The sequence below is a fragment of the Streptomyces sp. CNP082 genome (assembly GCF_059570535.1).
The window spans coordinates 175280-195043 of the sequence record NZ_JCANSZ010000005.1 but is presented as its reverse complement, the minus strand read 5'-3'; the positions used below and the strand labels follow the sequence as shown (position 1 = coordinate 195043).

18 protein-coding genes are annotated in these 19764 nt (G+C 74.6%); 11 read left to right on the top strand and 7 right to left on the bottom strand.

The genetic code is table 11. From position 1 onward, the window contains the following. The first annotated feature begins 40 nt into the window (after positions 1-40). A complete protein-coding gene (locus B124_RS06525) occupies positions 41-1462 on the top strand; it encodes a cysteine desulfurase/sulfurtransferase TusA family protein (RefSeq protein WP_496501704.1) in 1422 nt (473 codons plus the stop codon). 22 nt (positions 1463-1484) lie between these two features. Here the strand turns inward: B124_RS06525 and B124_RS06520 are convergent, their stop codons facing one another. Further along, the gene (locus tag B124_RS06520) at positions 1485-2483 is read right to left on the bottom strand and encodes a carbohydrate kinase family protein (RefSeq protein ID WP_496501703.1); all 999 of its coding nucleotides are present in this window, start codon (positions 2481-2483) and stop codon (positions 1485-1487) included. 146 nt (positions 2484-2629) lie between these two features. Between B124_RS06520 and B124_RS06515 the strand changes: the two genes are divergently transcribed. Both B124_RS06515 and B124_RS06510 read left to right on the top strand, forming a co-directional pair. After that, complete coding sequence (locus B124_RS06515) at positions 2630-2881, top strand: hypothetical protein (RefSeq protein ID WP_496501702.1); 252 nt, start codon at positions 2630-2632, stop codon at positions 2879-2881. A gap of 93 nt (positions 2882-2974) precedes the next feature. Then, positions 2975-4744: a hypothetical protein gene (locus tag B124_RS06510; RefSeq protein WP_496501701.1), complete on the top strand. Its 1770-nt coding sequence runs from the start codon at positions 2975-2977 to the stop codon at positions 4742-4744. A 132-nt stretch (positions 4745-4876) separates the two neighbouring features. Here B124_RS06510 and erpA read toward each other — a convergent pair whose 3' ends face one another. Next, positions 4877-5230: an iron-sulfur cluster insertion protein ErpA gene (gene erpA, locus B124_RS06505; protein ID WP_496501700.1), complete on the bottom strand. Its 354-nt coding sequence runs from the start codon at positions 5228-5230 to the stop codon at positions 4877-4879. Between the two features lie 286 nt (positions 5231-5516). Here erpA and nadA point away from each other — a divergent pair, with 286 nt between their 5' ends. Together nadA and B124_RS06495 are read left to right on the top strand one after the other, a co-directional pair. Continuing rightward, positions 5517-6701, top strand: a complete 1185-nt coding sequence (gene nadA / locus B124_RS06500) for a quinolinate synthase NadA (protein WP_496501699.1) — start codon at positions 5517-5519, stop codon at positions 6699-6701. Between the two features lie 54 nt (positions 6702-6755). Next, positions 6756-7676, top strand: a complete 921-nt coding sequence (locus B124_RS06495; RefSeq protein ID WP_496501698.1) for a GNAT family N-acetyltransferase — start codon at positions 6756-6758, stop codon at positions 7674-7676. Positions 7677-7699: 23 nt separating this feature from the next. Here B124_RS06495 and B124_RS06490 read toward each other — a convergent pair whose 3' ends face one another. From B124_RS06490 to B124_RS06475, 4 genes are all read right to left on the bottom strand, one after another. Further along, positions 7700-8425: a response regulator gene (locus B124_RS06490; RefSeq protein ID WP_496501697.1), complete on the bottom strand. Its 726-nt coding sequence runs from the start codon at positions 8423-8425 to the stop codon at positions 7700-7702. Beyond that, the gene (locus B124_RS06485) at positions 8422-9888 is read right to left on the bottom strand and encodes a sensor histidine kinase (RefSeq protein WP_496501696.1); all 1467 of its coding nucleotides are present in this window, start codon (positions 9886-9888) and stop codon (positions 8422-8424) included. Before B124_RS06485 ends, B124_RS06490 begins: the two co-directional genes overlap by 4 nt. Positions 9889-9976: 88 nt before the next feature. Further along, the gene (pspAA, locus tag B124_RS06480) at positions 9977-10255 is read right to left on the bottom strand and encodes a PspA-associated protein PspAA (protein WP_496501695.1); all 279 of its coding nucleotides are present in this window, start codon (positions 10253-10255) and stop codon (positions 9977-9979) included. A gap of 37 nt (positions 10256-10292) precedes the next feature. After that, a complete protein-coding gene (locus tag B124_RS06475) occupies positions 10293-11084 on the bottom strand; it encodes a PspA/IM30 family protein (protein ID WP_496501694.1) in 792 nt (263 codons plus the stop codon). Between the two features lie 273 nt (positions 11085-11357). Between B124_RS06475 and B124_RS06470 the strand changes: the two genes are divergently transcribed. Then, complete coding sequence (locus tag B124_RS06470) at positions 11358-11954, top strand: DUF3043 domain-containing protein (protein ID WP_496501693.1); 597 nt, start codon at positions 11358-11360, stop codon at positions 11952-11954. Positions 11955-12065: 111 nt separating this feature from the next. Here the strand turns inward: B124_RS06470 and B124_RS06465 are convergent, their stop codons facing one another. After that, entirely contained in the window at positions 12066-12281 is a 216-nt protein-coding gene (locus B124_RS06465; protein WP_496501692.1) for a hypothetical protein, read from the bottom strand. Positions 12282-12386: 105 nt separating this feature from the next. On the opposite strand from B124_RS06465, the gene B124_RS06460 reads away from it, so the two are divergent. The 5 genes from B124_RS06460 to lpdA all read left to right on the top strand — a co-directional run bounded on the left by B124_RS06460 (position 12387) and on the right by lpdA (position 19731). Beyond that, on the top strand, positions 12387-13589 hold the full coding sequence (locus B124_RS06460; protein WP_496501691.1) for a bifunctional adenosylcobinamide kinase/adenosylcobinamide-phosphate guanylyltransferase: 1203 nt from the start codon (positions 12387-12389) through the stop codon (positions 13587-13589). Between the two features lie 234 nt (positions 13590-13823). Next, positions 13824-14918, top strand: coding sequence for a nicotinate-nucleotide--dimethylbenzimidazole phosphoribosyltransferase (locus tag B124_RS06455; RefSeq protein WP_496501690.1), 1095 nt, complete (start codon positions 13824-13826; stop codon positions 14916-14918). A 454-nt stretch (positions 14919-15372) separates the two neighbouring features. Then, positions 15373-16140, top strand: a complete 768-nt coding sequence (locus B124_RS06450) for an adenosylcobinamide-GDP ribazoletransferase (protein WP_496501793.1) — start codon at positions 15373-15375, stop codon at positions 16138-16140. A gap of 407 nt (positions 16141-16547) precedes the next feature. Further along, positions 16548-18152 carry a leucyl aminopeptidase gene (locus B124_RS06445; protein WP_496501689.1) on the top strand — a complete coding sequence of 535 codons (1605 nt, stop codon included), beginning with the start codon at positions 16548-16550 and terminating at the stop codon, positions 18150-18152. Positions 18153-18342: 190 nt separating this feature from the next. After that, positions 18343-19731, top strand: coding sequence for a dihydrolipoyl dehydrogenase (gene lpdA, locus B124_RS06440; protein ID WP_496501688.1), 1389 nt, complete (start codon positions 18343-18345; stop codon positions 19729-19731). Positions 19732-19764 lie beyond the last annotated feature (33 nt).

The following is a 19764-nucleotide window of genomic DNA, read 5'->3' as shown; positions in this document are numbered from 1 at the left end:
CGGCGGGCCCATCGCCCCGACCACGGGTTAGCGTGGTCGGGTGCCGTACTTCGACGCCGCGTCGTCCGCCCCTCTTCACCCGATCGCCCGGCAGGCGCTGCTCGCCGCACTCGACGAGGGCTGGGCCGACCCGGCCCGGCTGTACCGGGAGGGCCGCCGCGCGCGGCGGCTGCTCGACGCCGCGCGCGAGACGACCGCGGAACTGGTCGGCTGCCGGCCGGACGAGCTGGTGTTCACCTCCTCGGGTACGCGCGCGGTGCACGACGGCATGGCCGGGGCGCTGGCCGGCCGGCGGCGCACCGGCCGGCACCTGGTGGTGTCGTCGGTCGAGCACTCCGCCGTCCTCCATTCGGCCGAGGCGCACCGCACGGCCGCGGGCGCCGGCGGTACGGACGGTGCGGAGGGTACGGACTCGGACGTGACGTACGTGCCGGTCGACCGCGGCGGCCGGGTGGCGCCCGGTGCGTACGCCGAGGCGCTGCGCGCCGACACCGCGCTGGCCTGCCTGCAGTCCGCCAACCACGAGGTGGGCACCGAACAGCCGGTCGCCGAGGTGGCCGAGGAGTGCCGCGCCGCCGGGGTGCCGCTGCTGGTGGACGCGGCGCAGTCGCTGGGCTGGGGGCGTGTCGCGGGGCCCTGGTCGCTGCTGGCGGCCAGCGCCCACAAGTGGGGCGGTCCGCCCGGCGTGGGGCTGCTCGTGGTGCGCAAGGGGACGCGCTTCGCCCCCGCGGGCCCCGCGGACGAGCGGGAGTCCGGCCGCGCGCCCGGGTTCGAGAACATCCCGGCGATCGTGGCCACGGCCGCTTCGCTGCGCGCCGTACGGGCGGAGGCGGAGGCGGAGGGCGCCCGGCTGCGGGCGCTGGTGGACCGGATCCGCACGCGGGTGCCGGAGACGGTCGCGGACGTGGAGGTGGTCGGCGATCCGGAGCGCCGGCTGCCGCATCTGGTGACGTTCTCCTGTCTGTACGTGGACGGGGAGGCCCTGCTGCACGCGCTGGACCGGGCGGGGTTCTCGGTCTCGTCCGGGTCGTCGTGCACGTCGAGCACGCTGACCCCGAGCCATGTGCTGAAGGCCATGGGGGTGTTGTCGGAGGGCAACGTGCGCGTGTCGCTGCCGCCGGGGACGACCGCCGAGCAGGTGGAGGGCTTCATGCGGGCGCTGCAGGGCGCGGTCGCCGGGGTGCGGGCGGAGCTAGGCGCGACCGCGCGCGGCGCGTCGGCGGACTCGCCGTCCGGGGAGCTGGTGGTCGACGCGCGCGGCCGGCGCTGCCCGGTCCCCGTCATCGAGCTGGCGAAGGCCTTCGAGCGGGTGCCGGTGGGCGGCACGGCGCTGGTGCTGTCGGACGACGAGGCGGCGCGGCTGGACATCCCGGCGTGGTGCGAGATGCGCGGGCAGGAGTACGTCGGCGAGGAGCCGGCGGCGGGCGGCGGCACGGCCTACCGGGTGCGGCGCACGAGCTGAGCGGCCGGCCCGTACGCCCGCGCTAGTCCTGCGCCTCCTGCGCCGTGGCCGGCAGGTGCTGCTGCACCTCGGCGGCGGCGTCCTGCCCGTACGCCTTGGTGAAGCGCGCCACGAAGTTGCTGCGCTGCAGCTCGTACTCCTGCGGGCCCACGGTCTCGATGACCAGCGTCGCCAGCATGCAGCCGAGCTGCGCCGCCCGCTCCATGCTCACGCCCCAGCTCAGCCCGGACAGGAAGCCGGCCCGGAAGGCGTCGCCGACACCCGTCGGGTCCGCCTTGCGCTCCTCCTCCGGGCAGCCGACGAGGATCGGCTCCTCCCCGGCGCGGTCGATGCGCACGCCGCGGGCGCCGAGCGTGGTCACGCGGGTGCCGACCCGGGCCAGCACCTCCTCGTCGCTCCAGCCGGTCTTGGTCTCGATCAGCCCCTTCTCGTACTCGTTCGAGAAGAGGAACGCGGCGCCCTCGGTGAGGGTGCGGATGCCGTCGCCCTCCATGCGGGCGATCTGCTGGGAGAAGTCGGCGGCGAAGGGGATGCCGCGGGTGCGGCACTCCTCGGTGTGGCGCAGCATCGCCTCGGGGTCGTCGGCGCCGACGGAGACGAGGTCGAGGCCGCCGACGCGGTCGGCGACGGTCTTCAGCTCGATCAGCCGGGCCTCGCTCATCGCGCCGGTGTAGAAGGAGCCGATCTGGTTGTGGTCGGCGTCGGTGGTGACGACGAAGCGCGCGGTGTGCAGCACCTCGGAGATGCGCACCGAGTCGGTGTCGACGCCGTGCCGCTCCAGCCAGGCGCGGTATTCGGCGAAGTCGGTGCCGGCCGCGCCGACGAGGATCGGGCGGGTGCCGAGCTGGCCCATGCCGAAGCAGATGTTGGGCCCGACTCCGCCGCGGCGCACGTCCAGTTTGTCGACGAGGAACGAGAGGGAGACCGTGTGCAGTTGGTCGGCGACCAACTGATCGGAGAACCGGCCGGGAAAGGTCATGAGATGGTCGGTTGCGATAGAGCCGGAAACGGCAATGTGCACGGCGTACGCTCCTGTAGGCGGGGCAGGTGACGCGGGTAGTGGTCACGCTACCGGCTGAACACCGCCCTCCGGACGGGTTCGACCCAGCCAAAACTACCTGATAGTAGGTCTTACCCCTCCTCCCCGCGGGTGCGTACGGTCGAGACATGCAGAAGGACATGCGGGCCTCCGCCACCCCCCACCCGCCGGCGGCCTTCCACAGCACCGCTCCCCTGGAGCTGGACGGCGGGCTGGCCGAGCTGCGCACTGACTGCGCCCGGATGGCGCCGTACTGGCCGGGACATGCGCACACCCCCTCGGGACACGTGCCGGACACGCGGATCAGCGGTCTGGCGCGGATCACCGTGCCGACGGCGTCCGCGGACCTGCTCCGCGGCATGTCCGAGTACGGCGACTAAGAGCATCCCCCGCACCCGGCCGGCTCCCTCCCGTGGGAACCGGATCCGCGTGACCGGCGTCCCATCGGCATCCGAAGACGAAGGAGCCGAACGGTGAGCACCGAGCACCCCCCAGGGCCCGAGCCCGCGCACGCCCGCGGGTCCGGGCCGGACGGCCTTGATGCCGACGACCCGGGCGAGGCCGGCCACCCGGACCGCGCCGGGCGCCGTCCCGGTGTGCTGGTGGCCGCGGCCGTCGCCGCCGCCGTGATGCTGACCGGCGGCGGGGTCGCGTACGTGGTGGACCGGACGGGCGACGGCGGTGCCGGCGCGGACTCCGGCAAGGGCGGAAAGCCCCCGCTCCTGCGCCTCGACGGGCTCTCCGTGGAGACCGCGATGGCGGCCGGCGGTACGCCGCTGCGGCTGGCCGGCGAGCTGCCCGAGGGGCCGGACGAGGCGCCGGTGTACCGGTCGGAGGGCCGGGTCGGGGCCGCCGACGTGGCGCGGCTCGCCGAGGCGCTGGGGGTGGCCGGCGAGCCCCGGCAGGAGGGCGGCGGCTGGCGCGTCGGCGCCTCGGGCGACGGGCAGGGGCCGCTGCTCCAGGTCCAGGGCGAGGCACCGGGCGCCTGGAGCTACCAGGAGCACATCCCCACCGCGTGCGCGGCCCCGCTGCCGGTGGAGCCGGACGGGGGCGGCCCGGACGCCTCGGTGGCGTCCACCGACTGCGCGGTGTCCCCCGGGAGCCAGCCCGGTGACCGGGCGGGCGACCCGGTGCCGGAGTCCGCGGCGAGGAAGGCCGCGGAGCCGGTGCTCGCGGCGCTGGGCCAGGAGGACGCCGAGGTGGCGGCGGCCGAGCCGTTCGGAGCGGTGCGCACGGTGACCGCGGAACCGGTCGTCGGCGGGCTGCCGACGGCGGGCTGGCAGACGTCCCTGCAGATAGGCGGCGACGGACAGGTGAGCGGTGGCAACGGCTACCTGGTAGAGCCGGCCGCCGGGCACACCTACCCGGTGATCACGGCGGACGCGGCGCTGAAGGAGCTGAACAAGCCCCGCGCGGGAACCGCCGGCACCGGCGCGGAGCCGGCGAGGGAGCCGGCGAGCGCCTCCGCGAGCAGCTCGGGGTGCGCTTCGGCGGTGCCGTACGAGAAGGGCACGGGGCCGGGCAAGCCGGTGGTCGGCAAGGTGGACCCGTGCATGGGCAAGATCACGCCGACCAAGGTGCGCGGCGCCGAGTTCGGGCTCTCCGCCCAGTCGGTGCAGGGGCGGGCGGTGCTGGTGCCGTCCTGGCTGTTCGAGGTGACGGGCGACTCACCGACCCCGTTCCACGGCGGCAGGCCTGGCACGGTGGTGTGGCCCCAACTGGCCGTCGCACCCGAGTACCTCACCTCCGCGGACCCGAGTGAGCCGACCCCCGCGCCGGCCCCGCCGACGTCCGCACCGGGCACGAAGCCGGACGCGGGCGGCGGCTCCGGCAGCCGCCCCGGCAGTGCAGCCAGCCCGGACAGCGGCTCCGCCCCGGATTCGCCCGGTCAGGTGGAGCCCGCGGAGCCGGCGCAGCCGCCGTCGTCGGCGCCGGCGGAGCAGCCGGAGAGCAGCGGCGCGGTGGCGACCGCCGCGGACATCGAGTCGTACTCCGTCGACGGCCGCACCCTGAAGCTGCACTTCTGGGGCGGCGTGTGCACCGACTACGCGGCGAGCGCCGAGGAGTCGGGCGACACGGTGACGGTGCGGCTCACCGGCAAGGAGGAGCCGGGCCAGGTCTGCATCGAGATCGCGAAGCAGTTCACGGAGACGGTGGAGCTGTCCGCGCCGCTCGACGGCCGCAGGGTCGTGGACGCGGGAACCGGGGAGCGGGTGGCGGTGAAGGCGGTGAAGGGGGACTAGGACCTGCCACGCCGGGCGGCATCGCCCGCACAAGCGGAAGGCGGCGGAACCGTGGGGGTTTCCGCCGCCTTCCTCATGCCGGTACGGGCCGGGGGCCCGTGCGCTCCGGGCAGGTTGCGCTAGCTGAACCGGTCAGCTGAAGGAGTCGCCACAGGCGCAGGAGCCGGTGGCGTTCGGGTTGTCGATCGTGAAGCCCTGCTTCTCGATGGTGTCGACGAAGTCGATGGACGCGCCGCTCAGGTACGGAGCGCTCATCCGGTCGGTCACGACCGAGACGCCACCGAAGTCCTTGACGACGTCGCCGTCGAGGTCGCGGTCGTCGAAGAAGAGCTGGTACCGCAGGCCGGAGCAGCCGCCGGGCTGTACGGCGACGCGGAGCTTGAGATCCGGCTGGCCTTCCTGCTCCAGCAGGCTCTTGACCTTCGCCGCAGCGGCGTCGGACAGAATGATGCCGTCGACTGCGGTGGTCTCGCCCTGAACGGTCATTCGCATGTCTCCCGGGTTGTGGACTGCTTGCCGATCGAGTCCAACCGGCCGCGCCCCCGATTCATTCCGTCCGGGCGCGCGCTGTCTTGCTCCTTCATGCTCGCATACGGCACCACTTCGGGTCATCCGCCCGGGGCCGGCGGAGGGGTACGGGCGGCATTCGTCACATTGACGCGAGCACCATCGTCAACCTGACGCGAAGGGGATATGATTAATAACGTCAATGTGACGAAAACGGATGCACCGGCAGCCCGCCGAGAGCCGAAGAGAAAGGGTGGAGTGCGCTGTGACCACCGCCCAGGACCTTGATGTGACCCCCACGCCCCTCGCCCTGCTGCTGCTCGGGCGCGCGGCCGACCCCTCCAGTGAGCGCGGCGTCGACTGTCCCGGCGACCTGCCAGCCCCCTCCGACCCCGGGCTGGTCGAGCGCGCCCGCGCCGCCAAGGAGCGGCTCGGCGAGAAGGTCTTCGTCCTCGGCCACCACTACCAGCGCGACGAGGTCATCCAGTTCGCCGACGTGACCGGCGACTCGTTCAAGCTCGCGCAGCAGGCCGCCGCCCGCCCCGAGGCGGAGTACATCGTCTTCTGCGGCGTGCACTTCATGGCCGAGTCCGCGGACATCCTCACCTCCGACGCCCAGGCGGTCGTCCTGCCCGACCTGGCCGCCGGCTGCTCCATGGCCGACATGGCCACCGCCGAGCAGGTCGCCGAGTGCTGGGACGTGCTCACCGAGGCCGGCGTGGCGGACGTCACCGTCCCCGTGTCGTACATGAACTCCTCCGCGGACATCAAGGCGTTCACCGGCCGGCACGGCGGCACCATCTGCACCTCCTCCAACGCCGAACGGGCCCTGAACTGGGCCTTCGCCCAGCGCGACGCGGGCGCGGGCAAGGTGCTGTTCCTGCCCGACCAGCACCTCGGCCGCAACACCGCGATACGCGACCTGGGCCTGGCACCAGAGGACTGCGTCGTCTACAACCCGCACCGGCCGAACGGCGGTCTGACCGCCGCGCAACTGCGCGCCGCGAAGATGATCCTGTGGCGCGGGCACTGCTCCGTGCACGGCCGCTTCTCGCTCGACTCGGTCAACGAGGTACGCGAGCGCGTCCCCGGCGTGAACGTGCTGGTCCACCCCGAGTGCAAGCACGAGGTGGTCGCCGCCGCCGACCAGGTCGGCTCCACCGAGTACATCATCAAGGCCCTCGACGCCGCCCCCGCCGGCTCGAAGTGGGCCGTCGGCACGGAGCTCAACCTCGTCCGCCGGCTGGCGAAGCGGCACCCCGACAAGGAGATCGTCTTCCTCGACCGCACCGTCTGCTTCTGCTCCACGATGAACCGCATCGACCTGCCCCACCTGGTCTGGGCGCTGGAGTCGCTGGCGGACGGCAAGCTCGTCAACCGCATCGAGGTCGACAAGGAGACCGAGGACTTCGCCAAGCTCGCGCTGGAGCGGATGCTGGCGCTGCCCTGACGTCCCGGGACACGGGGGTGACGCGGGCCCGGCGCAGGGCAGAGGATTGACCTCATGATCCTGCGCCAGGTCCGCGACTCGAAGGACGACGCCGAGGCGGTACGCCTCACCGCCGACGCCGCGTTCGCCGCCTCGCACGCCGCCCGGCCCGACCCGCTCGACGGGGCTGACGGGGCTGACAGGGCCGGCGGGGCCGGCGGGGCCGGGGAGCCCGACGAGAACGCCGCGATCCTCCTGCGCAGCGTCGTACGGCACCTGGCGCGCACCGACCCCAGCGGCTGCTGGCTGGCCCTGGACGACGCGGGCCGGCCGGTCGGCGCGGCGCTGTCCACCAGACGCGAGGGCACCTGGGGGCTGTCGCTGCTGGTCGTCGCGCCGGAAGCGCAGGGCAAGGGGCTCGGCAAGGCGCTGCTCGCGCGCACGCTCGCGTACGGGCGCGGCTGTCTGCGGGGCCTTATCTGCGCCTCCCGCGACCCCCGTGCCGCCCGCGTCTACCGCGCCGCGGGCTTCACCCTCCACCCCGCCATGCGGCTGCACGGCACCGTCGACCACGCCGGTCTCGAACCGCCCACGGGCGCGGTCGTCGAGGGCGGCCCGGGCCTGCGCGACCTCATGGACTCCGTCGACCGCAGACTCCGCGGCGGCGCACACGGCCCGGACCACACCGAGCTGCTGCGCCACTACCAGTGCATCGTCTCCGACGACCTCGCGGGCAGCGGGTACGCGTACCTGCGCGACGGCCGGGTCGAGCTGCTCGCGGCGACGTCCCGGCGGATCGCGGCGCGACTGCTGACGGCGGCGCTGCTGAGCCTGGCGCCGGGGGTGACGGCAGGGGTCACGCGGCTGACGGCGGACCAGGAGTGGGCGGTGGACGTGGCGCTGGCGGCGGGTCTTGAGGTCACGACGGGGGGTTTCGTGTGCGTACGGGGCATGCGGCCCCCGGCGCCGTACATCCCGTCGGGGCTGTTCCTGTGACAGTCCTGTGACGGCTTGCGGCCTCATCCGCCCGGGCGGATGAGACCCGACTCGTAGGCCAGGACCACCAGTTGGGCCCGGTCGCGGGCGCCCAGCTTGGCCATCGTGCGGTTGACGTGCGTCTTCACCGTCAGCGGGCTGACCTGGAGCCGGCCGGCGATCTCGTCGTTCGCCAGGCCGCGGGCCACGAGCCCCAGCACCTCCCGCTCCCGGCCCGTCAGGGCGGCGAGGCGGTCCGTCGCCGCCGTGCTGCCGGTGGCGCCGGGCGGGCCGCCCGGCGGGGTGTCGCCGCCGCCTGCCAGGAAGCGGGCGATCAGCCCCTTCGTCGCCGCGGGCGACAGCAGCGCTTCGCCGTCCGCGGCCACCCGGATGGCGGCCAGCAGGTCACCGGGCTCCGCGCCCTTGCCGAGGAAGCCGGACGCGCCGGCGCGCAGCGCCTCGACGACGTAGTCGTCGACCTCGAACGTCGTCAGGATCACCACGCGCACGTGGCGCAGGCTGTCGTCGCCGGAGATCGTGCGGGTGGCGGTCAGGCCGTCGGTGCCGGGCATCCGGATGTCCATGAGGACCAGGTCCGCGTCCGTCTCGCGGACGAGCCGCACCGCCTCAGCGCCGTCGCCCGCCTCGCCGACGACCTCCATGTCCGGCTCGGAGTCGACCAGTACGCGGAACGCGCTGCGCATCAGCGCGTGGTCGTCCGCCAGCACCACCCGGATCGGCCGCTCCCGTGGCGGCGGGACCTCGCTCACCCCTGCTCCCTGACCGACTCACCGGAGCCCCGGCGCCGACAGCCGGGCGCACGCGTCCCGCCCGTCCCGCCCGGGGTCCGGGCCGCGCCCGTGGCTGCTCCGGCCGTGTCACCGGCTGCGGCTGCGTCCGTTGCCGCTGCGGTCACCCGCAGCGGCAGCCGTACCCGTACCTCGAAACCCTGCCGGCCGTCCGCGCGCTCGCCCGCCGTGCACCGGCCGCCCAGCGCGGCGGCCCGCTCCCGCATGCCGACGAGCCCGAGGCCGCCCGCGCGCTCCCCGTCCCCGTCCTGATCGGCGCCGTCCCGGCCACCGCCGTCCTGCCCGCTGTCCGGGCCCCCGTCCGGCCCGCTGCCGGCCGTGCCCCTGCCGTCGTCGCGGACCGCGACCTCCAGCCCGTTCGCCTCCCGCGACAGGCTCACCACCGCGTGCGCCCCCGCCCCCGCGTGCTTGCGCACGTTCGTCAGCGCCTCCTGGAGCACCCGGTACGCCGCCAGGTCCACCGTCGCCGGCAGCGTGCCGACCAGCTCGGCCGCCCGCTCCACCCGCGTCGTCACCGCCGCCTTGCGCGGGCCCAGCGCCGAGGCGACCTCCACCGACACCGGCGTGCCGGCCCGGACGAAGCCGTCCACCAGCTCCGTCAGCATCGCCAGCCCCGGCGCCGGCTCGGTGGGCGCGTGCGGGTCGCCGGACTGGCGCAGCAGCCCGACGGTGGTGCGCAGCTCCTCCAGCGCGGTGCGGCTGGCGTCGCGTACGTGCGCCAGCGCCTGTCTGGCCTGGTCCGGGCGGCTCTCCATCACGTGCGAGGCCACCCCCGCCTGCACGTTGACCAGCGCGATGTGGTGCGCGACGACGTCGTGCAGCTCGCGCGCGATGCGTACCCGCTCCTCCGCGACCCGCCGCCGCGCCTCCTCCTCGCGGGTCCGCTCGGCCCGCTCGGCGCGCTCGCGGATGCCGTCGACCACGGCCCGGCGGCTGCGCACGGCGTCGCCGATGCCCGCGGCCATCCCGGTCCAGGCGAAGACACCGAGGTTCTCGTCCGCGTACCACGGGCGGTCGCCGAAGAGCATCATCGCGAACGTCAGCACCCCCATGGTGAGCAGCGCGATCCGCCAGGTGGTGTGCCGGTCGTTGCGGGCGGCGACGGTGTAGAGGGCGACCACGGCGCTCAGTGCGATCGGCGAGCGCGGGTCGCCCGCGGACGCGATGACGTGCGCGATGGTCAGCGTCATCGTGGCGGCGAGCACGGCCCACGGCGCCCGCCGCCGCAGCACCAAGACGGCGCAGGCCGCGGTCGCGAGCACGAACTCGGCGGCGCCGAGGTCGGCAGGCGGCGGCTCGTCCGCGCCGCCGTCGGGGTAGACCGAGCTGATGAGGATGGCGGCGAGCGCGACCGCCGCCAGCAGGGCGTCGGCCGCGCGGGGGTGCGCCCGCAGCCAGCGGGGCAGAGCGGCGAGGTGGGTCACGGCAGCGGGGCCTGCAGAGGAGGGCCGGCCCCGGTCCTGACGACCGGGGCGGGGGGCGGCCGAGGCGTACGTGAGAACCGGCCGGGGGTCAGCCGGGGAGGAGGCCGTCGTCGCTGAGCATCTCCCGTACCTCTTCCAGGGAGGCGTCAGGCCCCGGGAGGATCAGCTCGGACGGCTCCAGCGCGTCGTCCGGCAGCGGGGCGCCCATCGAGCGCACGGCGTCGAGCAGCGCACCGAGCGTCCGCCGGAAGCCGGCCTCGTCGCCGCTCTCCATCTCGGCGAGCAGCTCGTCGTCCAGCTTGTTGAGTTCGGTGAAGTGGCTGTCGTCCAGCTTCACCTGACCCTCCCCCATGATCCGTACGATCACGGCTTACTCCCGTTCTTCCGAGCCCGTCGAGGGGCGGTCACTGCTTGTCGAACCGTGGGGTGTCCTGCGGCTGCTGCTGCGCGCCCTGCTGGCCGCCCTCGATGGCCTGCTGCTGCTCGGCGGGGCCGCCCGCCAGCTCGGCCTTCATGCGCTGCAGCTCCAGCTCCACGTCCGCACCGCCGGAGAGCCGGTCCAGCTCGGCGGAGATGTCGTCCTTCGCCATCCCCGTCGGATCGTCCAGCGCACCGGAGGCCAGCAGCTCGTCGATCGCGCCGGCACGGGCCTGCATCTGCGCCGTCTTGTCCTCGGCCCGCTGCACGGCCAGGCCGACGTCGCCCATCTCCTCGGAGATGCCGGAGAACGCCTCGCCGATCCGGGTCTGCGCCTGCGCCGCGGTGTACGTGGCCTTGATGGTCTCCTTCTTCGTCCGGAAGGCGTCCACCTTGGCCTGCAGCCGCTGGGCGGCGAGGGTGAGCTTCTCCTCCTCGCTCTGCAGGGTCTGGTGCTGCGACTCCAGATCGGTGACCTGCTGGTGCAGCGCCGCCTTGCGGGACAGCGCCTCACGCGCCAGGTCCTCGCGGCCGAGGGCGAGGGCCTTCTTGCCCTGGTCCTCCAGCTTGGCGGACTGGTTCTGCAACTGGCCGAGCTGCAGCTCCAGGCGCTTGCGCGACGTCGCCACGTCGGCGACGCCCCGGCGCACCTTCTGCAGCAGCTCAAGCTGCTTCTGGTACGAGTAATCGAGGGTCTCGCGCGGGTCCTCGGCCCGGTCCAGGGCCTTGTTGGCCTTCGCGCGGAAGATCATCCCCATCCGCTTCATGACACCGCTCATGGGCCTCGCGCGCCCCCTTCTGACGGACTTCAGCCTCGGCACATACTCTGCAGAACCCACAGTACGGGCCCTGCTTCCATTACCGCACTGCCTGGGCGCCAATGCGCTCCTCCTGCAGAACGAACCGCCGGAGGTCCGGCCTCCCGCCCAGGGAGTAGACGGCCGTAGGGGCTCCCGGTTCACGCGCCCCCACAGGTAGTGACACGCACGCCGTTGCCGGATCGTTCCCCCTCGCTCTGGGTCGTACACCCGACTGCCCCTATTCTTGGGCTTGTGTTCGGAAGCCGATCCAAGGATGACCAGTCCGCTGAGCCCGAGGTGAGCGCGGTGGAGACCAAGCATGTGCGTCCGGCCGAGGCGCCCAAGGGCAGGCCCACGCCCAAGCGCAGCGAGTCGCAGGCACAGCGCCGCGCCATGGCCAAGACGCCGGTGACGCGCAAGGAGGCGTCGAAGCGGGCGCGGGAGGCGCGCAGGGCCGACATGGCCAGGCAGCGCGAGGCGCTGGCCTCGGGCAACGAGAAGTACCTGCCCCCGCGGGACAAGGGGCCGGTGCGCAAGTTCGTGCGGGACTACGTGGACTCGCGGTGGTGCGTGGCGGAGTTCTTCCTGCCGATGGCCATCGTCATCCTCCTGCTCAGCATCACGCCGTCGGCAGGGCTGAAGAACATCTCACTGCTGCTGTGGCTGTTCGTGATCGTGCTGATCATCTTCGACTCGATCGCGATCGCCATCCAGGTGAAGAGGCAGCTCAAGAAGCGCTTCCCGGACGAGAGCCACCGCGGCGCCAAGGCGTACGCGCTGATGCGCACCCTGCAACTGCGCCGCATGCGGCTGCCGAAGCCGCAGGTGAAGCGGGGCGAGCGGCCCTGACGCCGACGGGCGTACGGGGCATGGTCCGCCGCGTACGCCCGCCTGTACGATCAGCCGCGTACACACTCGCGTACGCGCCGCACGCCCGCCGTCCGGGTGTTACCTGCGGCTTCAGGCGCCCTCGGCCGCTTCCAGGCTCATCGGGCCGTACACCTCGGCGCCGTCCTCCAGGAGCCTGACCTGATCGACGCCGCCCTCCAGCAGCTCCTTCCAGACCTCGCCGAGCCACGACTCGGCGTCACCCTGAGTCGTGAAGTCCTCCGGCTCCACCGCCGGGGTCGTCTCCGTGCCGTCGGCCTTCTCGAACCGCCAGGTCCACGCTGCCATGACTGCCTCCGTCCCACGCCGGATAGTGCGTTCGCAGGGTAACCGAGAGCGCTGAAGCGCCGCCCCGCCCGGGCGCGGGCCCGGCGCCCGCGAGACGATCGGGGCGTGGACCTCACCCTCCTCGGCACCGGTGCGCCCGCCGGGCTGCCGCGCCCCGGCTGCCCCTGCGCGGCGTGCGCCGCCGCCGTCGGGCCCGAGGCGCGCGCGGCGACGTCCGTCCTCGTGGACGGCATCGTGCTGCTCGACCTCACGCCGGGCGCCGCGCTCGCCGCGGCGCGCGCCGGGCGGACGCTGTCCGGCGTCATGCAGGTGCTGCTCAGCCACCCCCACGACGGCCCGGCACTGGCGCCCCCGGCGGGCGTGCCGGCGCCGTCGCGGGCGCCGGAGGGGCAGGAGGTGACGCTGATCAGCGGGCACCGGGTGCGGGCCGTCGCGGTCGACGTCCCCGGGACGGGGTACGCGGTCACCGGGCCCGGCGGCCGGCGGCTGCTGTACCTGCCGCCGGGGGCCGCGCCGGCGGGTCTCGACGGGCCGGCGGAGCCGTACGACCTGGTGCTGCTCGACGTCCTCGGCCGCCCCGACGCGCTCGCCCGGCTCCGCGCCCACGGCGCCGTCGCCGCCGTCACCGACGTCGTCGCCGTCCACCTCGGCGGCCACTCCGGCGACGCCTCCGGGCCCACTCCGCCGCCCGGCCCCGAGCTGCACCGCCGGCTCGCCGCCGCCGGGGCCCGGGCCGTACCGGACGGGCAGAGCCTCATCGCCGGTCACGGTCCCGACAGCCCCGTCGTGCCGCGGCGCACGCTGGTGCTGGGCGGCGCCCGGTCCGGCAAGTCCGTGGAGGCGGAGCGGCGGCTCGCGGCGTTCCCGGAGGTCGAGTACGCGGCCACCGGCGGCACCCGCGCCGGGGACGCCGAGTGGGCGGCGCGGATCGCGGTCCACCGCGAGCGCCGGCCGGCGGGCTGGCGTACCACCGAGACCTGCGACCTGGTGCCGCTGCTCGCCGCGGACGGCGCGCCGCCGCTGCTGGTCGACTGCCTGTCGCTGTGGCTGACGGACGCCATGGACCGGGCGGGGGCCTGGGACGGCGGCGACGTACGGCCGCGGGTCGACGAGCTGGTCGCGGCGGTACGCGCCGCCCGCCGCACCGTCGTCGCGGTCAGCAACGAGGTCGGCTCGGGCGTCGTCCCGGCCACCCCGGCGGGCCGGCTGTTCCGCGACGAGCTGGGCCGGCTGAACGCGGCGGTGGCGGCGGAGTGCGAGCAGGTGCTGCTGGTGGTGGCGGGGCAGGTGCTGACCCTGCGGGGGTAGCCGATGCCACGGCGCGGGCCGGTGCCCCGGCGCCGCCGGGCGGACTCAGCCGGGTCCTGTACGGGTCCGGTGCATGGTTGTACACGGGCGTACGCCCGCGTGGCCGGCCGGGCGTGCGACCGCCGTGACCGTGCGGCCGACCCCGCCGGAACGGCCTGCGCCGCGCCCGCCCCCGGCGCCGGAAACCGCGGGGGCAGCGGAGTCCGCGGCGCGTCCTGCGGGTAACCTGCGCCCGTGAGCGGCCTGAATCTGGACGACTTCATCAACGACATCTCCCGCCCGTACTCGACCGTCCGCCGGGACGCCGAGGAGTGGCGTGCGACCCACGGCCCGCGGCCCGGCGCACTCGGCCGCCTGGACGACCTCGGCGAGTGGCTGGTGGCGGCGCAGGACGGCGTGCCGGCCAAGCCGATCACGCAGCCGCGCTTGGTGCTCTTCGCCGCCGACCACGGCATCGCCGAGCTGGACGTCTCCGGCCGCGCCGCGGGCACCGCCGACGCGCTGGTCCGCGCCACGCTCGACGGGCGCAGCGCCTCGGCGATCCTCGCCCGCCGCTTCGGCGCGGGGCTGCGGGTCGTCGACATGGCGCTCGACTGCGACCCGGAGTCGCTGCCGAAGGACGTCACCCGCCATCGCGTACGCCGCGGGTCCGGCCGTATCGACGTCGAGGACGCGCTCACCGCCGAGGAGGCCGAGCAGGCTTTCCGGGCCGGCATGGCGGTCGCCGACGAGGAGGCCGACTCCGGTACGGACCTGCTGCTCCTCGGCGACCTCAGCGTCGGCGGCACCACGGCGGCCGGCACGATCATCGCCGCCCTGTGCGGCACCGACGCCTCCGTCGTCACCGGCCGCGGCGGCGCGGGCATCGACGACCTGGCCTGGATGCGCAAGTGCGCCGCGATCCGCGACGCGCTGCGCCGCACCCGGCCGGTGCTGGGCGACCAGTTGCAGTTGCTCGCCACGGTCGGCGGCGCGGACCTCACCGCGATGACGGGCTTCCTGCTGCAGGCGGCGGTGCGCCGCACCCCCGTCGTCCTTGACGGCGTCGTCTCCGCGGCGGCGGCACTGGTCGCCCAGCGGGTGGCGTTCCGCGCGCCCGACTGGTGGCTGGCCGGCCAGGCGAGCGGCGAGCCGGCGCAGGAGAAGGCGCTGGACCGCATCGCGATAGACCCCCTGCTCGACCACGGCGTGACGACGGGCGAGGGCGCCGGCGCCCTTCTGGCCCTGCCGTTCCTCCAGGCGGCGGCGGACCTGTGGGCGGACCTGCCGGAGCACGGTGCCGGCCAGGAGGACCCCGCGGCCGAGGGCGCGGTTGACGACATCACCTGAAGGGGAGAGCCCGGTGGGCGCGCCGGACACGGGGCGGGCGGACGGCTCGTACGGTCCCAGCGAGCCCGGCGGCCCTGCCCCGGCGACCGGTACGGATCCGGCAGTCCTGCGGGCCGGGCGCCCGCGGGAGGCCGGCTCGGCGACCAGCCGGCCGGAGCCACTCGACGCACCGCACGAACCCGGGACATCCCGTGCGGCGGCGGAGGCGGAACTCCCTGGCGCGGACCGGCACCTGGCCGCGGACCCGGCCGACCGCGGGTCCGCGGAGCGGTCCGCCGCCGAGTGCGAGGCGGGCTCCGCCGGCGCGGGCGCACCCGGCCCGGCGGCGGGCTTGACCGGTCCCCGGGCCCTGGCCGGGCCCGCAGGACCACCCGGTCCGCCCGAACCGCCGGGCCAGCCCGATCCGGCCCGGCCCGCGCAGTCCTCCGGCGGCCCCGCCGGCCTCCGGGCGGGGCTGCGGTTCGCCTTCGGGACCCTCACCGTCCTGCCCGTGCGCGTGCACCGCTGGGACCGTTCCGCCGCCCGCGGCGGGATGCTCGCCGCGCCGCTCGTCGGGCTCGTGGTCGGGCTGCTCGCCGCCGGTGCCGGCGCTCTGCTGCTGCTCGCCGGTGCCGGGGCCGCACTCGCCGCCGTGGCCACCGTCGCGGTGCCGGCCGTGCTGACGCGCGGGCTGCACCTCGACGGGCTCGCCGACACCGCCGACGGCCTGGGCAGCGGGCGGCCCGCCACCGAGGCGCTGCGGATCATGCGGCGCTCGGACATCGGCCCGTTCGGCGTGATCACGCTGCTGCTGGTGCTGCTCGGGCAGATCGCCGCGGTGTACGAGCTGTACGACGACGGCTCCCGGGCCCGCGCCGCCCTCGCCGTCACCACCGCCGCCGTCGCCGCCCGCGCGGCGCTCGCCCCCGCCGCCCGCACCGGCGTCCCGCCGGCCCGCCCGGAGGGGCTGGGCGCCGCCGTGGCGGGGGTGCTGTCCGCCCGTACGGCCGCGGCCTGCGCGGCGGCGGCCATCGCCGTCCCCGCCGCGGCGGCCGGGCTCCTGGCCGGGGCGTACGCGGCGCTGCACACCGCCCTCGCGGTCGCCGCCGCGCTCGCCGCCGCCGAGTTGCTGCGGCACCACTGCGTACGCCGCCTCGGCGGGGTCACCGGCGACGTCTTCGGCGCGCTCGCCGAGACCGCCGCGACCGCGGCGCTGGTCGCCGCCGTCCTGGGTCCCGCCTGAACGCGCACGCGCGCGGCGGACGGCAGGAACTTCGCACCTTCGCCCGCCGTATCCCTCCGGCGGAGGGCCGGCCCCGTCGTGGGCCCGTTCGGCCGATCCCGGCGATGCCGCGAGCGCACGCGCGCGTGGGCGGTCCTCATGACCGCCGGAGCCGGCGTCCTTCGCTCTGCGCGAGCGCGCACGCGTGGGCGGTCCCCCAGCCGGAGGGCGGCACCCCGGACGCAGCCGTGGGACCGACCGCGGCCCCGCGCCGCCGACGGCGCCCGCGGCGGCCGGCGGCGGGTCCCCGCCACCTGCCCCTACGCGGGGAAACCCGCCGTCAACCCGCCGCCCCCGGCGGGGCGCGCACCACATACGATGCGGCGTACACCCCCAGAAACCGCACCCGAGAATGGATCCTCACCACCGTGACTGCTCTGACTCTCAGTTCCTCGTCCGCCACCGGCCTGCGTGCGGACGCCGTCGTCGTGGGTGTGGCCAAGGGCCCCAAAGGGCCCGTGCCCGCCCCCGGGGCGGAGGCGGTCGACGAGGCGTACGGCGGGAAGCTGGCCGCCGTGCTGGAGGCCCTCGGGGCCTCCGGTGGCGAGGGCGAGGTCACGAAGCTGCCCGCGCCCGACGGCGTCAAGGCGCCCCTGGTCGTCGCCGTCGGCCTCGGCGCCGTGCCCGCGAAGGGTGACGGCTACGACACGGAGGCCCTGCGCCGCGCCGCGGGCAGCGCCGCCCGCGCGCTGGCCGGCGTGAAGAAGGCCGCGTTCGCGCTGCCGCTGGACGTCGCCGACGACACCGCCGCCGTGGCGGAGGGCGCGCTTCTCGGCGCGTACGCCTTCCACGCCTACCGCGAGGGCGGCGCGGACACCGCGGCCGGCGACGGCAAGGGCGCCAAAGCAGCCAAGGACGGCAAGGACGCCAAGGACGCCAAGAGTGCGAAGGGCAAGGCGAACGGCAACGGCGTCAAGGCCCCGCTCGCCGAGATCGCCCTCCTCGGCGGCAAGCGCGACAAGGCCCACCGCGCCGCCGTCGAGCGCGCCACCGTGCTCGCCGAGGAGGTCAACCGCGCCCGCGACCTGATCAACCTCCCCTCCAACGACCTCGACCCCACCGGCTTCGCCGCCGCCGCCCAGCAGGCCGGCAAGGAGCACGGCTTCAAGGTCACGGTGACGGACGAGAAGGCGCTCGCCAAGGGCGGCTACGGCGGCCTCCTCGGCGTCGGCCAGGGCTCGCAGACCCCGCCCCGGCTGGTGCGCCTGGAGCACCGGCACCCGAAGGCGACGCAGACGATCGCGCTGGTCGGCAAGGGCATCACGTACGACTCGGGCGGCATCTCGCTCAAGCCCGCCGGTCACAACGAGACGATGAAGTGCGACATGAGCGGCGCCGCCGCCGTGCTCTCCGCCGTCTCGGCCGCCGCCCGGCTGGGCGTGCAGGTGAACGTCACCGGCTGGCTGGCGCTCGCCGAGAACATGCCGTCCGGCTCCGCCACCCGCCCCGGCGACGTGCTGCGGATGTACAGCGGCAAGACCGTCGAGGTGCTGAACACCGACGCCGAGGGCCGGCTCGTCCTCGCCGACGCGCTGACGAAGGCGTCGGAGGAGAAGCCCGACTACATGATCGACGTGGCGACGCTCACCGGCGCCATGGTGCTGGCCCTGGGTCACCGCACGTTCGGGATCATGGCCAACGACGACGCCTTCAGGACCCGGATCCACGTGCTGGCAGAGGCGGCGGGCGAGCAGTCCTGGCCGATGCCGATGCCGCCGGAGCTGAAGAAGGGCATGGAGTCGTCGATCGCCGACATCGCCAACATGGGCGAGCGGATGGGCGGCGGGCTGGTGGCCGGGCTCTTCCTGGAGGAGTTCGTGGGCGACGGCATCACCTGGGCGCACCTGGACATCGCGGGCCCGGCCTTCAACACCTCGGGACCGTACGGCTACACCCCCAAGGGCGGCACCGGCTCCGCGGTGCGCACGCTGGTGGCGATCGCCGAGGAGGCCGCCCACGGCGACCTGGTCTGACGTGCACCGCACCCCGCCGGCGACCGGTCTGCCGGCCGGCGGGGTGCGGCCCGCGTCCCCGCCTTCCGGCGACAAGTGCGAAGATGGCTGATGGCAGGACAGGGCCTCAGTAGTAGAGCGGCCGATTTAAGGAGCCGCCGCCCGGCCGCACCACGGCCGGCCACCGGCGCACATGCATGGAGGACGTGACGTGGCGAACGACGCCAGCACCGTTTTCGACCTGGTGATCCTCGGAGGCGGCAGCGGTGGCTATGCCGCCGCCCTGCGGGGTGCTCAGCTGGGTCTTGACGTCGCCCTGATCGAGAAAGACAAGGTGGGCGGCACCTGCCTGCACCGCGGATGCATCCCGACGAAGGCGCTGCTGCACGCCGGGGAGCTCGCCGACCAGGCGCGCGAAGGCGCATCCTTCGGAGTGATCACCTCGCTCGACGGCATCGACATGGCCGGCGTGCACAAGTACAAGGACGGCGTGGTCGCCGGCCTCTACAAGGGCCTGCAGGGGCTGATCGCCTCCCGCAAGGTCACCGTCGTGGAGGGCGAGGGCCGGCTGTCCTCGCCGACCTCGGTGGACGTGAACGGCCAGCGGTACACCGGGCGGCACGTGCTGCTCGCCACCGGTTCGTACTCGAAGTCCCTGCCGGGCCTGGAGATCGACGGCAACCGCATCATCGCCTCGGAGCACGCGCTGCTCCTGGACCGGGTGCCGAAGTCGGCGATCGTGCTGGGCGGCGGCGTGATCGGCGTGGAGTTCGCCTCCGCGTGGAAGTCCTTCGGCACCGACGTGACGATCGTCGAGGGCCTGAAGCACCTGGTGCCCGCGGAGGACGAGAACAGCTCCAAGCTGCTGGAGCGCGCCTTCCGCAAGCGCGGCATCAAGTTCAACCTGGGCACCTTCTTCGAGAAGGCCGAGTACACCCAGGACGGCGTCAAGGTCACCCTCGCCGACGGCAAGGAGTTCGAGGCGGAGGTCCTGCTGGTCGCGGTGGGCCGCGGCCCGGTTTCGCAGGGGCTGGGCTACGAGGAGCAGGGCGTGGCCATAGAGCGCGGCTTCGTCCTCACGGACGAGTACAAGCGCACGAACGTGCCCACGATCTCCGCCGTCGGCGACCTGACCCCGGTTCTCCAGCTCGCGCACGTCGGCTTCGCCGAGGGCATCCTGGTCGCGGAGCGGCTGGCCGGCCTCGACGTGGTGCCGATCGACTACGACGGCGTGCCGCGGGTGACGTACTGCCACCCGGAGGTCGCGTCCGTGGGCATCACGGAGGCGAAGGCGAAGGAGACGTACGGTGCCGACAAGGTCGTGGCGCTGAAGTACAACCTGGGGGGCAACGGCAAGAGCAAGATCCTCAAGACCTCGGGCGAGATCAAGCTCGTCCAGGTCAAGGACGGCCCTGTGGTCGGCATTCACATGGTCGGCGACCGCATGGGCGAGCAGGTCGGTGAGGCGCAGCTCATCTACAACTGGGAGGCGCTGCCGGCCGAGGTGGCCCAGCTCGTCCACGCGCACCCGACGCAGAACGAAGCGCTCGGCGAAGCCCACCTGGCGCTGGCCGGCAAGCCGCTCCACGCTCACGACTGAGCCCGGACACGCCCACCATCCGCAAAGATCGTT